Here is a 15706-nt window from a genome sequence, read left to right on the forward strand (position 1 = left end):
GTATAGATGTGCAAACTTCTAATAAGAACGCACATATAAGCCCGTCCATCATGCAAAAAAACATCACCTCGTTAGGCTCGCTGAACTGGGACGACCTCAAGTTTTTCCTCGAAGTCGCCCGCACCCGAAAGGCCAGTACCGCCGCCAAACGGCTGGCCGTCGACTACACCACGGTGTCGCGGCGCATCAGTTCGCTGGAAGCGGCATTGGGCACCTTGCTGTTTGAAAAGTCGCGCACCAGCGGCTTCGTCCTGACGACCGAAGGCCAGCGTCTGCTCGGATACGCCGAGTCGATCGAAAGCACGCTGCACATGGCCTGCGAACAAGTCTCAGGCTCCGGCGTGGCACTCTCCGGGCACGTGCGCATGGGCTGCACCGAAGGTTTCGGCAGTTTTTTCATCACCCCGCAACTGAGCCATTTTGTCGACGCCTACCCGGCGATCTCCGTGGACATCCTGCCGCTGCCGCACTTCATCAGCCTGTCCAAGCGCGAGGCCGATATCGTCATTGCTTTGGAGCGACCCGAACACGGGCCGTACGTCTGCTGCAAACTCTGCGACTACCGCTTGCAGCTCTACGCCACCCAGGAATACCTCGACCAGCATCCACCGATCCGCCGCCCGGCAGATTTGAGCAAGCATCAATTCATCAGTTATGTCGACGACCTGGCGTTCAGCTCGGAGCTGCTGTACCTGGCGAACGTCCTGCCCGGCGCCAACGCGCATTTGCGCAGCACCAGCGTCATCGCCCAGTACGTCGCCGCGCAGCAGGGCCGCTCACTGGCGATCCTGCCGTGCTTCCTGGCGGCGCAGGATCCGCGATTGTTGCCGGTGCTGGCGGAGGAAATCGATATTACCCGGCAGTTCTGGATGTACTGCCGGGAGGATCTGAGGAAGTTGAAGCGGATTACGTTGCTGTGGGACTACATCAGAGAAGTGACGGAACGTAATCAGGGGCTGTTGATGGGGCAGACGCGAGTGATGCAGTTCGCCGATTAGTCGGCGCTGACCACAATCGCCACCCGGCGGTTTTCCGTGCGACCGGCGGCGGTGTCGTTGGACGCCACCGGCTCGCTGCTGCCAAGGCCTTGTAGCTGAATGTTTTCCTGCTTCATCCCGACCGTGCCCAGTACGTTGGCGACGCTCTTGGCCCGACGCAACGACAATTGCTGGTTGTAGGTTTCCTTGCCCGAGGCATCGGTGTGGCCGTCGACGCGCACGCGTTCGATGCCGACACTCAACAAGGCTTTGCCGATGCGTTCGACGATTTCGGTGCTTTGCGCGTTGAGGCTTTCGACGTCGCTGCCAAACAGCACTTTGCCCGACAGACCAAACTCCCAGCCCTCGTCGGTCAGTTCAAAACCCTGCTGTTTGAGCACCGCGACTTGCGCCGGGGTCAGGCCTTTGGGCGGTGTAGTCTGGCAGCCGCTCGGGGCCAGCACGGCCAGCAACAACACAGCGTAAAAAGATCGAATGGACAATGTGAACACGGCTATCAGCTCCTGGATGGCTCGGAATCGACCGGGTGCTCCGCCCCGGCAGTGAATTGGGCGCCACGCGACAGGCGCTTGGCCTGGTACATGGCGGCATCGGCGGCATCGAGCAAAGCGCTCGGGCTCGCGCCGTGGTCGGGAAACACCGCAATGCCGATACTCAGCGACGTCACCACGCGGCTGTCGCCCGGCAACGCGATGGGCATGTCCATGCTGGCAAGAATCTTGTCGGCAATGCGCTCGGCATCTTCGATGGCATGCAGCGGCGCGAGCAGGACCGCAAACTCATCGCCGCCCAACCGCGCGACCAGATCGCCCTCTCGCAACTGCGCGCGGACGCGGTTGGCCACGGCCACCAGTACCGCATCGCCGGCAGCGTGACCGAAGTTATCGTTGATGCCTTTGAAACGGTCGCTGTCGAGAAACAGCACGGCTGCGCGTTCATCGTGCTTGCTCGCGCTGCGCAACGCGCGAATCAAGCGCCCTTCGAAAAACGCACGATTGGGCAGGCCAGTCAGGCTGTCGTGGCTGGCCTGATGGGCGAGGGTTTCGTTTTCGTTCTGCAGGTGGGTCTGCCACGACTCCAGTTCGTCGAGCAACGCGTTGAAGTCATTGCCCAGGTTATCGAGCTCGGCGATGTGCGCCGGCGCCACTCGCCGGTCCAGCGCTCGCTCACTGCGGGCGGCATGCGCCACGGCGGCGAGGCCGCGCAGCGGGCCGATGATCCCGCGCAACTGGCGCCGGGCCAGATACAGCGCCACCCAGGCGCTGATCGCCGTGCACAGGATAATGCCCGCCAGACCGCTGAGCAGAAAGCGCATCAGACTGCCGCCATGCCCGGTGAGCAGCACCCGGCCGATTTCGCGGTCCTGATGTTCGATGGGCAGGCTGACGGGTTTTTCCAGAATGGCGCGGGCGATCTGCATTTCCAGCTCGGAAATCAAACCGTTTTCCGGGCGCTGCCATTGCGCGAGCAGCTGTCCCTGGCTGTCGAGTACCTGAGCATCAGCCACTTCTTCGGTCGAGGCGATCAGCGCCAGCGCTTCAGTGGCGGCCGCCTTGTCGTTGAACACCACTGCGGCCTCAACGGTGTAGCTGATCGAGCGCGCAATCAGGTGCAGGTTGTGATCGGCATACACGCGCAGTGCGAGCACGCCGAGCAAGGTCAGCGAGACACTCGCCATCGCCACGGCGACCAGCGCGACAATCAAATGTCCTCGGCCAATCACCGAGCCCAGCGTCGGGCGGTCATTCGGTCTAAACAGCCTCATGGTGCCGCCGCTTTGCGTCGCGACAATTGCAACACGCTGGGGTGAATGCGCACGCCACTGCGGGCAACGGAATCGAGATTGACTTCGAACGACACCTGTTCGTCGCCCACACGCAGACAGAACAAACTGCCGACCGTGCACTGATCACCACCCTCGCTGATGCTCAGCACCGGATGGCCGATCAGCGAAGCGAACAGGCGGCTGCGCTCATCGCTGGTGAGCTTGCCGATATACACGGCATTGCATTCGCTGACGATTGCCGGGTTGTCGGCCAAAAACCGCCGCACCAGCACCGGCCGGCCAGTGGCCTGAGCGGTGCCTTTGACCAGGTCATCGGTGTATTCGGTGGGGCCGACGATGCACAGGCGCAATTGCGCCGGTTCAACTGGCCAGCGCGCATAACTGAGAATCCCCAGCACTACCTGGGTGACGGCTTTGGCCCGTTGCTCAGCCATACCTGCGGGCGCTTGCGCCATAGCCACGCCCGTTATCAGCCAGAGCAGACCGACCAGCAACGCCTGCTTGCAGACAACGACGCGCCCTGTCACCCAGACAGACACCTTCATGCAGGAATTCTCTTGGATCGTAGCGAAATGATGCCGCAACGATAGCACAGCGCCGAAAGGCCAGCGAGGCAGCGACCACTGACCGGTCAGTCAATAATCGCCGCCCACCGCAGGATTTCAGTCGCGAGAATCGGAGCCCTCCTCCAGTTCCAGCATCAATCCGCTCAGGCGCTTGACCTTGCGTTGCACCGCTTCCTCGAACACCCCGGCCCGGGACTCGATCAAGGTGAACCAGTGCTTGGCCCGGGTGATCCCGGTGTAGATCAGCTCTTTGGTCAGCACCGGATTCAAGGCATCGGGCAGGATCAGCGCGGTATGGGCAAACTCCGAGCCTTGGGATTTGTGCACAGTCATCGCATACACGGTTTCGACATCGTTGAGCCGACTGGGCAATACGAACCGCACGCCGCCCTGGCCGTCGTTGCGCGGGAAGGCCACGCGTAACACCGGCTTGCCAGCGTCAGGTCCTTCGCGTTCGGGCAGCTTGAGGGCGATACCGATATCGCCATTCATCAGGCCCAGACCGTAATCATTGCGGGTCATCAAGACCGGACGGCCTTCGTACCATTGCTGATCGCTTTCGATCAGACGCGCTTTAAGCAATGCCGCCGTGATGCGCTGGTTCAGACCTTCGACGCCCCATGGCCCTTTGCGCACGGCGCACAGCAGCTGAAACGTATCGAACGCCTGCAAAACACCCCGCGCCCAGACGATCCAGTCCGGGTGTTCAAGCGGCCTGCCCGCCGGCGGACGCTGGTCACGCAGCACACTCAGGTAATGGCGGTAACCTTGCGGACCGTCGCCGTGGCCCTCCAGCAACAGGCGCTCCAGCTTTTGATCGTGTTCGCCCTTGAGCGACAACGAATACACATCGGCATGATTACGTTCGGTGAGCAACTGCCGCGCCTGCTCCGGCAACTGTTGGTTGACCCGCCGCGCGAGCTGACCGATGCCGCTGCTTTCGCCGAAGCGCCGGGAATGGCGCAGCATTACCACCTGCTGAGCCAGAGGATGAGAGCCGTCGATGTCCTCATGCAAGCCGCTGTCTTGCAACGATTCCCCACTGACCGACTCCAGCCACTGTCGGGTCTGCGAGTTGTACCATCCGCCCTCAGCGTCGCGGCACAGATCGCCCAGCACCGCACCCGCCTCTACCGACGCCAGTTGGTCCTTGTCACCGAGCAGAATCAGTCGCGCATGGGCCGGCAGGGCATCGAGCAGATTGGCCATCATTTCCAGGTCGATCATCGACGCTTCATCGACCACCAGCACATCCAGTGGCAAGCGGTTGCCGACATGGTGGCGGAAGTGGCGAGTGCCCGGACGACTGCCGAGCAAGCGGTGCACAGTGGTCACCTCACAAGGGATTTTCGCGCGGACCTCTTCGCTGACTTGCAACGATTGCACTTGCTGACTGATCGACTCGGTCAACCGCGCCGCCGCCTTGCCGGTTGGCGCTGCCAGACGAATACGCAACGGCTGACCGGCCTCCACGGCTGGCGCTTGCAGCAAGGCCAGCAAACGCACCACCGTAGTAGTTTTGCCAGTGCCGGGCCCGCCCGTCACGATACTGAAAGCACCGCGCGTGGCGAGGGCACAGGCGAGTTTCTGCCAGTCGATCATCTCGCCAGGCCCGGCCGACTTGAACAACCCGTTCAAGCGCTGCGGCAAGTCGGCAGGCGTCGGCTCGACCTGTTGCAGGCGCTGGCGCAACGCCGTATCGATGCGCCGCTCGTACGCCCAGTAACGACGCAGATACAGACGCTTGCCGGATAACACCAGCGGACGCTGCTGCGCCGCATCACTGGAATCCGCCGCCAGTGCGACCAACGAACTGCTCGCCAGAACCTTGCACCAGTGCGCACCCTCCAGCGCGTCGAGCAATTGCGAAGGCAGCAACAACACGCCGCCTTGCACGTCCCCCTCGGGTGGCAGCGATAACGCGAAATCGGGCGCCTTCAAGGTTTCAAACAGATCGAGGCAGACGTGACCATGGCCGAGTTGATGGCTGGTCAGTGCTGCCGCGAGTAACACCAATGGATCGGTGTCCGGCTCCAGTTCGTGCAGGAAGGCAACGAATGCCTTGTCCAGCGCGCGCAGCCAGCCGCGCTCGACCCAGCGAGTGAGCAACAGCAACAAGTCATCGGCGCGGGTCAGCGGCGCGAGCTTCGACAGGCTGTCGGCTGCCAAAGGTGTGGGCAGCAGATCGGCGAAAGTGCGGCTCATAGCAGGACTCCCTGTTCCCAGGCGGGTTCGGTCTTGGGTTCGGGTTTGCCTTGGAACATTCGGTCCAGACGCTCGATCCAGTTCGCGCGGCGGACGAGCGAAATAAACGCCGCGACTGTCGGCGCGTGTGCCACGCAGAAACAGATACAGCGCACCGCCGACGTGTCGGTCGTAATCATAATCCGCCAGCCGCGCCTTGAGCTGTCGATGCAAGGCCAACAGGTACAACACGTATTGCAGGTCATAGCGGTTGTCGAGAATCGACTGTTCCATGGCTGCCTCGGTGTAAGCCTGATCGTCCGGACCGAGCCAGTTGGACTTGTAATCAGCCACGTAATAACGCCCGTCGTGCTCGAATGTCAGGTCGATAAAACCCTTGAACATGCCGTTGAGTTGCACCGGTTCCGCCGCGACCCGGGCGACGCCCTGATGAGTATGCTGACGTACCAGTTCATCGAGTTTGAGCACATCGACTTTGTGGCTGGCGAACCAGAACTCCATCTCGACCCGAAACTGTTGTAACTCTTCCAGCACCACGGGCGGTTGCCCGCCGGCGATGGGGAGCGGTAGCTTGAGCAGATGCTGCAGCCAGTCGCTCAGCGTGGTTATCCAGCCCTCCCAGCCACGCAGGTTACAACGCCGCGCGATCGCATCTTCCAGCGCCTCACGAGAAACGGCGAAGCCTTCATCGCCGGCCCACTCGAGCAACCCGTGGAGGAACGTGCCCGGATTGGGGCCGCGAGGAAACCGATGGATATCGGCGCCGCCGGTAATCATCTCGCGCGGCGCGTCCGGATCGAGACGCTCGTCATCGAACAGTTTTTGCGCTTGCGGACTGTCCGGTGCCTCATCGCTGCCGACGCTCAACACGTCGCTGATGCGCAACGCGCTGTAGGAGGCGATCCACCAGTTTTCGCTGGCCTTGCGCTTGGGCACGCGGGTGGCACTGAGGACCGCGTCGTTGCGTGGAGGGCGATAATGCTCGTCGGTGGGTTGCGGCATTTCCGCGATACTGATCGCGGCACAGCCCTGCTGCAGGTCTCGCAGCCAACCCTTGAGTTCGCTGGACTCGCTCAGCGAAGCACCCCCGCCGAGCAAGTAGCCCAGCGCGGAAAGATGCAGCACCGAGCTGTTGTTATTGCCGCGCTTGAGATCCGTCACCCCCAGCCAGCAGGCATGCTGCGCGCGCGTCAAAGCGACGTAGAGCAAACGCAGATCCTCGGCGAGGCGCTCGTCATCCGCTTGCGCGATCAGCTCGGCGGTTGGCTTGAGACTCACCCGCGCTTTGCCTTCAGCATCGTGGTAATGCAGCGGCAAACGACTGCCGTCCACAGGCTTCGCCGAACAGATGAACGGCAGAAATACCAAGGGATATTCCAGCCCCTTGGATTTGTGAATGGTCACGACTTTGACCAACTGCTCATCGCTTTCCAGGCGCAGGATCTGTTCTTCGCCCGTCTGCCCGGACAACACCAGCAGCTCGGCCAGATGGCGGATCAGCGCTTGTTCGCCGTCCAGTTCCGCGGCGGCTTGCTGCATCAGCTCCGACAGATGCAGCAGGTTGGTCAATACGCGCTCGCCGTCACTGCGTTTCATCAGGGTTTGCGGCAAGTGGAAATCGTGTAGCAGGCGCCGCAACATCGGCAGCACGCCTTGCTTGCGCCAGAGCTCGCGATAGCCACGGAACTGCATGACGCGCGTTTCCCAGACCAACTCATCCTGGTTCAGACGTTCCAGCTCAGCCAACGGCAGGTTCAGCGTGACACAGGCCAGTGCGGCTTTCAGCAAGCGCTCGACATCCGGTTCGGCACAGGCCTTGAGCCACGACAACAGGTCGCGGGCCTCTTGCGCTGCGAACACCGAATCCTTATCCGACAGGTACACGCTGCGCACGCCACGGTTGGCCAGCTCACTGCGCACGGCTTGAGCTTCCTTGCCATCGCGAACCAGAATCGCGATGTCGGACGGCCGCAGGCCTCTGAAATCTTTGCCGTCCTGAATGAACCCGGCGGTAGCGCCTTGCCCTCCATTGAGCAGCGCAGTGATTTCGCTGGCGCACGCTGCCGCCAATTGCTGACGGTAGATCAAGCCTGACAGTGGCTGCTCGGCAGGCAAATGCCAGACATTCAAGGCTGCAACGTCTTGCCCGTCGACCTGCAGGCGTTCCTTGCGTCCCTGAGATTCAACGGGAAGGAATGGCACTGGATTGTTGCCGGTTTCCTCGCGGAACAAAAACGCACCGCGCCCCTGCTCGCGAGATTCGGCGCGTGCGAAGACATGATTGACCGCGTCGACCATGCCATGGCTGGAGCGAAAGTTGGTCCCCAGCGTATGTAGCCGGCCAGTGGTGGCCTGGCGCGCGCGCAGGTAGGTGTAGATGTCCGCCCCCTGAATGCGTAGATCGCCTGTTTCGGATCGCCGATCAGAAACAGGCCGGTTTCGGCGCTGTTGGCTTCGATGCGGTAGATGCTTTCGAAGATCCGGTACTGCACCGGGTCGGTGTCCTGAAACTCGTCGATGAGCGCGACCGGAAATTGCTCACGAATCAATGTCGCGAGACGTACACCACCGTCGGATTGCAACGCAGCATCAAGGCGCAACAGCATGTCGTCAAAGCCCATCTCGGCGCGACGGCGCTTCTCTTCTTCGAAACGTGTGCCGACCCACTGAGCGGCGTGTTGCAGAACTGCAGCATCGGGCGTTGGCAGCGCATCGAGACTCGCCTTGAGGGCCGACATGGCATCAAGACCCGGGTGCGATGGCGGCGCCCCCTTCCATGCTTCGGCCATGCCGTCAGGCGTCAGACGCGAAAATCCGGTGCCGATATCCAGCTGTTCCAGCGACTCGTCTTCAGCCCACGCCTTGAGCTTTTCGAACCACGGTTCGAAATAGCGTGCCTGCATCTTGCGACCGTCCACCGTTTTGCCCGCCACCCCTTGATGGCAGATGGCGAGCAACTCGTCTGCCCACTGCCGCCAGGGCATTTTCAATTCAAGCAACGCCGCACGGCGCTCTTGCAGGCATTCATCGATCAGTTCGGCGGGAGCCCTTGTTTCATCGTTGTCGCGCTCGCTGGCAAACAGACCCCGCACCCGTGGCAACAAGGCCGCAGGCCCGCCCCAGTTGTTGCGCACCCAATTCAACGCATCGCCTTGCATCGGATAACAGAACAGACGCCAATAATCGCGCAGCACTTCACCGAGCAGGTCACTGTGATCGGTTTCCAGCGACTGGGTGAACAAACTACCGCTGTCGAACGCGTGCTCACGCAACATGCGCTGACACCAACTGTGGATAGTCGAAACGGCGGCCTCATCCATCCACTGCGCGGCGACGTCGAGGCGGTTGGCACAGCCTGGCCATTGCCGGGGTTCGAATTGATCGCGCAATTCGGCGATCAGTGCATCCGGTGCCGGCGTCTCGTCGCGGAAGAATCGCGCAGCCTCTGCCAGACGCGTGCGTATCCGTTCACGCAGTTCCTTGGTTGCGGCATCGGTGAATGTCACCACGAGTATTTGTGGCGGCAGCAACTCACGACCAAACCCGCTCGACTCGTCGCCGTGCCCGAGGATGAGCCGCAGGTACAGAGCAGAAATGGTGAAGGTCTTGCCGGTACCGGCGCTGGCTTCAATCAACTGGCTGCCATGTAATGGGAATGCCAGTGCAAGCGGGGTCTTCGTACTCATGCGCGGGCGCCCTCGGCAGACAGTGAACGCCAGGGCGCTTCGAACAATGGACGGTACAAGGCGTCGCACCAACCGGAGAATGTTTCATCGGCCAGCAGTGCCTGAAAGTCGGCGAACTGCCGCAGCAAGGCGGGGCTCTCGCGACGCTCACCCTCAGTGGTTTGCCCGTCACCCTCATAGGCCTTGCAAGCGGCAGCTTCGGCTTTCAACGGGTCGGACTGAGACAGCCAGGCAAACGCTGTTTTCACCGCTATTGGTAGCGGCTGACGCATGCCCGCCTGCCAGGCAAGGAGTAGATCGCCCAGAAAACGCGTCGCCCGTGCAGGCTCCAGCGGTTCAAGCAGCAGCGTGTCATCGCTGGCGACCAAAGCGGTCGTCAGCGAAAGACCGCTGGCACAAGCGACGAGATGGTTGACCCAAGGCTTGGTCAACCGATGCCATTTGCGGTTTTTGATCGAGCCGATGCTGTTGGGAATGGTCGTCACGGACAACAGACCGCCGTCGGTGCGCTGATGCAGACCAGCGAGCCAGCCCTCCAGACGCAAACCCTGCAGCTCCAGATTGACAGGCAACGCACTGGTCAACGGAACCGGCCAGAGCGTCAGTAATTGTTGATAGCGCTTGAGCAGATCCGGCAATGGTTCTATCAATTCCCGCTGCAGGCATTCGCCGAATCCTGCCATTGGCAAAAGACCGCTGTTTTGCAGGCGACGGGCCTGAGCATCGAGTGCTTGATCGATGTTCTCCGGTTGCCTAAGCGCCGCTTCGAGCAGGCTCTCGCTGAGCGTATATCGCTGCAATGCGTCGAGCACGAAGGGTTCTTCGTCCGCCAGTGGTGCCTCGGCAGCCTCGAAATACACCTTGAGTCGCTGAGTGAAGAAGTGCCGGACCGGGTTGCGCAAGAAGTCCTGCAACAAGACGAGTGTCAACGGTTCTTCTTGTACAAAAGGGGCAAGCAACTCGGCATTGGTGTGAGGTTCATGCTGTTGATGCAGCACCTGCCATTCGCTAGCGTAGCTGAACAGTTGATCGCCTTCATGAAAAATGCGCGCGCTGAATGGCTGCAGCGGATGTTCTTCGGTCATGGCATCCAGCAAGTCGCTTTTCTCATCAAGCAATCGCCAACCACTGGCCAGATGGTCGCGTAGCTGACCAATAAGCACAGACGCCGGCCGCTCGCTGTTGTCGCGAATGCTGCGGCCCACCCAACTGATGTAAAGCTGATTGCGCGCAGACAGAAGCGCTTCCAGCAAAAGATAGCGGTCGTCTTCACGCCGTGAACGATCGCCGGGGCGGTAATCGCTGCCCATCAGGTCGAAGTCCAGCGGAGGCTGCGCACGAGGGTAGTCGCCATCGTTCATGCCCAGCAGGCACACCAGTTTGAAGGGAATGGCGCGCATGGGCATCAGCGTACAGAAATTCACCGAGCCGGCGAGAAACCGCTGGGACAGTCGCCCCTGATCCAGCCCGGCGAGCCAGGCTTCACGCACCACGGTGAGCGGCAGCTCATCCGTCAGATTCACCGCTTCGCAAGTCTCCAGCCAGGTTTCGCGAAGCTCCTCGAGTTGCGTCAGCAAGTAATCGTCATGCTCGTTGCTGGCTTTGAAAAACAGCTGCATCAGCGCCTGCAACCGATACCCCCACTCGGCGGGCTGTGCCGGTTGAGTGAGCTGCTGGTGGGCCAGTTCCAACGCATCGAGCAAGGCCACCAAAGGGCCGATCAGTGCGGCATCCAGGCCACCGATCTCATCGTAGGGTTCGATACCTTCACAGGCGCTGGCGCTGCCGACGGCGTATCCCAACAGCATCCGGCGCAGACCAAAATGCCAGCTGTTCTGCTCTAGCTCGTCAGGCAAACCAAGGCCCGCTCGTTGCTCAGCGTTCATCCCCCAGCGCACGCCCGCACCTTCAATCCAGCGATGCAATGTTGGCAAATCGCGCTCTTCTACACCAAAGCGTGCACGTAATGCAGGCACGTCGAGCAAGTCGAGGATTTCACTGACCGGAAAGCGGCTGTCGGGAAGCTTGAGCAGATGCTCGACCGCAATCAACAATGGATCACGACCGCGCTGCCCTTGATCCGCCAACGTGAAAGGAATGAAGCGCGGATCATGACGATCAAGCTGACCGAATACGGCGCGGATATGCGGCGCGTAGCTGTCGATGTCCGGAACCATCACGATCACATCACGAGGACGCAACTGCGGGTCCGCACTGAAGCGCGCCAGTAGCTGGTCATGCAGAATCTCGACTTCGCGTTGCGCGCTGTGGGCGATGTGAAAACGGATCGACTCGTCCTGCGCCAGATCGACAGCGGGCCAGTACTCGCGGGTTTCGTTGAGCGGGCGTAACTCAAGAATGTCGTCTTGAAGCTGGTTGAGCATGGTATGCGGCTCGGTCTCGCTGAACAGGTCGATTCGACCGTCGCGAAAGGCTGCCCGGTAACTGTTCGGATCGTCATAACTGTCGAGCAGATTGATGTAGTCGCGACCTTGTTTACCCCAGGCAGCCAGCAGTGGGTGCGCATGTTGATGCAGGGTTTCAGCGTCCAGCACAACCGGCATGCCGCTCTTGCGCGATTGCCGCTTGTACTGGTGACGGAGCAAATCCTTGTCGGCGACGATATCGGCCCAGTGATGACGACACGGGTTGTGCACGCAGAGCAATACCTGACTGAAACGCGCCAGTCCGGCCAGCGCCTCGAGGACTTGTGCGGGGAGTGAGGAAATCCCGAAAACGATCACTCGGGGCGGTAAGCCGGTGGGGGCCTCTGCGAGGTTATTGATGCGTTCGATAAATCGCTGATGCACACCGGCGCGGCTTTGCGCCATGCCCTTTTCGCCTACGTCGTCCAGCAGCGCCCGCCATAATTCGGCTTGCCAGCAACTGGTGGCGGGCAGCGCTTTCACCTCGCCTCGGACATTGAGCAACTGGTGGCGACCCTCGGCCCAGTCCTCAAGCCAGTCAGCCCGATATACTTGATATTGGTCGAAGAGATCGGCCAGTCGCTCGGACAGTTGGTAGCGCTTGCGCAAGTCCGTGTCGTGAGTAAGAAAACGTTGCAGCGGTTCGAAATGCGGGCGGTCGATCAGCTGCGGCAACAAGCGCATCAGACGCCAGGTCAACGGCGCTTTATCGAGCAGCGATTTGGGCGGGATTTCGTCGCGGCCCAATACCAGACGATACAGCTGCCACATGAAACTGCCCGGCAGTTGCACATCAATCGCTGCGGCGATACCGCAGCCGCCGAGGTCGTCTTCCTGCGGATCTTCTGCCAGAGCCAGCTTGAGCCACTGCGCGATGCCGTTGCTCTGCACCAGAGCAATCTCGTTCTCCAGGGGCGCCAGTGGGTAGCGCCGCATGATGCTGATCACAAGGCTGCGCAGCTCGTCCAGGCTGTTGCTCTGAACCACCATGAATGCAGCGTTGAGGGACTGGGCGTCCGGCATAAAGGCTTCCTTGGAGAATACAAAAGCTAAGGCAGAACCTTAGCATTGTCGGCAGGCTGTGACAGCCGGACGGCGTCGGTGAATGCTGTAAGAACTTTCTCGCAGGCAAAACAAAACCCCAACTGCTTTCGCAATTGGGGTTTCGGAATTTAATCTTGACGATGACCTACTCTCACATGGGGAAACCCCACACTACCATCGGCGATGCATCGTTTCACTGCTGAGTTCGGGATGGGATCAGGTGGTTCCAACGCTCTATGGTCGTCAAGAAATTCGGGTACTGAGTCGTGACCAGATGGCCTCGCTTCAGCAAATTGGGTATGTGACAGCTGTCGGTGTTTGTGCGCTTCGAACTTTCGGTTCGTTTCGTCTTCACACACCGCAATCTGGCTCTTAAGCGCAAATTGCTTGGGTGTTATATGGTCAAGCCTCACGGGCAATTAGTATTGGTTAGCTCAACGCCTCACAGCGCTTACACACCCAACCTATCAACGTCGTAGTCTTCGACGGCCCTTCAGGGAACTCAAGGTTCCAGTGAGATCTCATCTTGAGGCAAGTTTCCCGCTTAGATGCTTTCAGCGGTTATCTTTCCCGAACATAGCTACCCGGCAATGCCACTGGCGTGACAACCGGAACACCAGAGGTTCGTCCACTCCGGTCCTCTCGTACTAGGAGCAGCCCCTCTCAAATCTCAAACGTCCACGGCAGATAGGGACCGAACTGTCTCACGACGTTCTAAACCCAGCTCGCGTACCACTTTAAATGGCGAACAGCCATACCCTTGGGACCGGCTTCAGCCCCAGGATGTGATGAGCCGACATCGAGGTGCCAAACACCGCCGTCGATATGAACTCTTGGGCGGTATCAGCCTGTTATCCCCGGAGTACCTTTTATCCGTTGAGCGATGGCCCTTCCATACAGAACCACCGGATCACTAAGACCTACTTTCGTACCTGCTCGACGTGTCTGTCTCGCAGTCAAGCGCGCTTTTGCCTTTATACTCTACGACCGATTTCCGACCGGTCTGAGCGCACCTTCGTACTCCTCCGTTACTCTTTAGGAGGAGACCGCCCCAGTCAAACTACCCACCATACACTGTCCTCGATCCGGATAACGGACCTGAGTTAGAACCTCAAAGTTGCCAGGGTGGTATTTCAAGGATGGCTCCACGCGAACTGGCGTCCACGCTTCAAAGCCTCCCACCTATCCTACACAAGCAAATTCAAAGTCCAGTGCAAAGCTATAGTAAAGGTTCACGGGGTCTTTCCGTCTAGCCGCGGATACACTGCATCTTCACAGCGATTTCAATTTCACTGAGTCTCGGGTGGAGACAGCGCCGCCATCGTTACGCCATTCGTGCAGGTCGGAACTTACCCGACAAGGAATTTCGCTACCTTAGGACCGTTATAGTTACGGCCGCCGTTTACCGGGGCTTCGATCAAGAGCTTCGCGTTAGCTAACCCCATCAATTAACCTTCCGGCACCGGGCAGGCGTCACACCCTATACGTCCACTTTCGTGTTTGCAGAGTGCTGTGTTTTTAATAAACAGTCGCAGCGGCCTGGTATCTTCGACCGGCATGAGCTTACGGAGCAAGTCCTTCACCCTCACCGGCGCACCTTCTCCCGAAGTTACGGTGCCATTTTGCCTAGTTCCTTCACCCGAGTTCTCTCAAGCGCCTTGGTATTCTCTACCCAACCACCTGTGTCGGTTTGGGGTACGGTTCCTGGTTACCTGAAGCTTAGAAGCTTTTCTTGGAAGCATGGCATCAACCACTTCGTCACCCAAAGGGTAACTCGTCATCAGCTCTCGGCCTTAAGATCCCGGATTTACCTAAGATCTCAGCCTACCACCTTAAACTTGGACAACCAACGCCAAGCTGGCCTAGCCTTCTCCGTCCCTCCATCGCAATAACCAGAAGTACAGGAATATTAACCTGTTTTCCATCGACTACGCTTTTCAGCCTCGCCTTAGGGACCGACTAACCCTGCGTCGATTAACGTTGCGCAGGAAACCTTGGTCTTTCGGCGTGGGTGTTTTTCACACCCATTGTCGTTACTCATGTCAGCATTCGCACTTCTGATACCTCCAGCAAGCTTCTCAACTCACCTTCACAGGCTTACAGAACGCTCCTCTACCGCATCACCCGAAGGTGATACCCGTAGCTTCGGTGTATGGTTTGAGCCCCGTTACATCTTCCGCGCAGGCCGACTCGACTAGTGAGCTATTACGCTTTCTTTAAAGGGTGGCTGCTTCTAAGCCAACCTCCTAGCTGTCTAAGCCTTCCCACATCGTTTCCCACTTAACCATAACTTTGGGACCTTAGCTGACGGTCTGGGTTGTTTCCCTTTTCACGACGGACGTTAGCACCCGCCGTGTGTCTCCCATGCTCGGCACTTGTAGGTATTCGGAGTTTGCATCGGTTTGGTAAGTCGGGATGACCCCCTAGCCGAAACAGTGCTCTACCCCCTACAGTGATACATGAGGCGCTACCTAAATAGCTTTCGAGGAGAACCAGCTATCTCCGAGCTTGATTAGCCTTTCACTCCGATCCACAGGTCATCCGCTAACTTTTCAACGGTAGTCGGTTCGGTCCTCCAGTCAGTGTTACCTAACCTTCAACCTGCCCATGGATAGATCGCCCGGTTTCGGGTCTATTCCCAGCGACTAGACGCCCTATTAAGACTCGCTTTCGCTACGCCTCCCCTATTCGGTTAAGCTCGCCACTGAAAATAAGTCGCTGACCCATTATACAAAAGGTACGCAGTCACCCAACAAAGTGGGCTCCCACTGCTTGTACGCATACGGTTTCAGGATCTATTTCACTCCCCTCTCCGGGGTTCTTTTCGCCTTTCCCTCACGGTACTAGTTCACTATCGGTCAGTCAGTAGTATTTAGCCTTGGAGGATGGTCCCCCCATATTCAGACAAAGTTTCTCGTGCTCCGTCCTACTCGATTTCATTGATAAGAGATTTTCGCGTACAGGGCTATCACCCACTATGGCCGCACTTTCCAGA

The 15706-nt window shown here is 59.4% G+C and carries 6 protein-coding genes, 2 rRNA genes and 1 pseudogene (1 of these 9 only partly in view); 1 reads left to right on the forward strand and 8 read right to left on the reverse strand.

Going from position 1 to position 15706, the window contains the following annotated elements:
- The first annotated feature begins 50 nt into the window (after positions 1 to 50).
- Positions 51 to 998, forward strand: a complete 948-nt coding sequence (locus M0746_RS22060; protein ID WP_203420649.1) for a LysR family transcriptional regulator — start codon at positions 51 to 53, stop codon at positions 996 to 998.
- Here M0746_RS22060 and M0746_RS22065 read toward each other — a convergent pair.
- The 8 genes and pseudogenes from M0746_RS22065 to M0746_RS22100 form a co-directional block, all read right to left on the reverse strand.
- The gene (locus tag M0746_RS22065) at positions 995 to 1495 is read right to left on the reverse strand and encodes an OmpA family protein (RefSeq protein ID WP_446731343.1); all 501 of its coding nucleotides are present in this window, start codon (positions 1493 to 1495) and stop codon (positions 995 to 997) included. The two genes, M0746_RS22060 and M0746_RS22065, sit on opposite strands and share 4 nt — an antisense overlap.
- Positions 1495 to 2763, reverse strand: coding sequence for a diguanylate cyclase domain-containing protein (locus M0746_RS22070; protein ID WP_258450583.1), 1269 nt, complete (start codon positions 2761 to 2763; stop codon positions 1495 to 1497). Before M0746_RS22070 ends, M0746_RS22065 begins: the two co-directional genes overlap by 1 nt.
- Complete coding sequence (locus M0746_RS22075; RefSeq protein ID WP_258450584.1) at positions 2760 to 3329, reverse strand: YfiR family protein; 570 nt, start codon at positions 3327 to 3329, stop codon at positions 2760 to 2762. Before M0746_RS22075 ends, M0746_RS22070 begins: the two co-directional genes overlap by 4 nt.
- 117 nt (positions 3330 to 3446) lie before the next feature.
- Positions 3447 to 5555, reverse strand: a complete 2109-nt coding sequence (recD, locus tag M0746_RS22080; RefSeq protein ID WP_258450585.1) for an exodeoxyribonuclease V subunit alpha — start codon at positions 5553 to 5555, stop codon at positions 3447 to 3449.
- Positions 5552 to 9241, reverse strand: a pseudogene (recB, locus tag M0746_RS22085) (exodeoxyribonuclease V subunit beta). Before recB ends, recD begins: the two are co-directional and overlap by 4 nt.
- Positions 9238 to 12690, reverse strand: coding sequence for an exodeoxyribonuclease V subunit gamma (recC, locus tag M0746_RS22090; protein WP_258450586.1), 3453 nt, complete (start codon positions 12688 to 12690; stop codon positions 9238 to 9240). The pseudogene recB and the gene recC overlap by 4 nt, the downstream one beginning before the upstream one ends.
- Positions 12691 to 12843: 153 nt before the next feature.
- Positions 12844 to 12959, reverse strand: a 5S ribosomal RNA gene (rrf, locus tag M0746_RS22095).
- A 150-nt stretch (positions 12960 to 13109) separates the two neighbouring features.
- Positions 13110 to 15706 (reverse strand): 23S ribosomal RNA (locus M0746_RS22100); it runs 297 nt beyond the window's last position.

This window comes from Pseudomonas sp. S11P7 (assembly GCF_023195435.1).
GTDB classification, from domain to species: Bacteria; Pseudomonadota; Gammaproteobacteria; order Pseudomonadales; family Pseudomonadaceae; genus Aquipseudomonas; species Aquipseudomonas fluorescens_G.

Bases quoted from the DNA above. Each gene is read 5' to 3' on its own strand.
- M0746_RS22060 (WP_203420649.1), top strand. From the start codon at position 51: ATGCAAAAAAACATCACCTCGTTAGGCTCGCTGAACTGGGACGACCTC.
- recD (WP_258450585.1), bottom strand. From the start codon at position 5,555: ATGAGCCGCACTTTCGCCGATCTGCTGCCCACACCTTTGGCAGCCGAC.
- M0746_RS22075 (WP_258450584.1), bottom strand. From the start codon at position 3,329: ATGAAGGTGTCTGTCTGGGTGACAGGGCGCGTCGTTGTCTGCAAGCAG.
- recC (WP_258450586.1), bottom strand. From the start codon at position 12,690: ATGCCGGACGCCCAGTCCCTCAACGCTGCATTCATGGTGGTTCAGAGC.
- M0746_RS22070 (WP_258450583.1), bottom strand. From the start codon at position 2,763: ATGAGGCTGTTTAGACCGAATGACCGCCCGACGCTGGGCTCGGTGATT.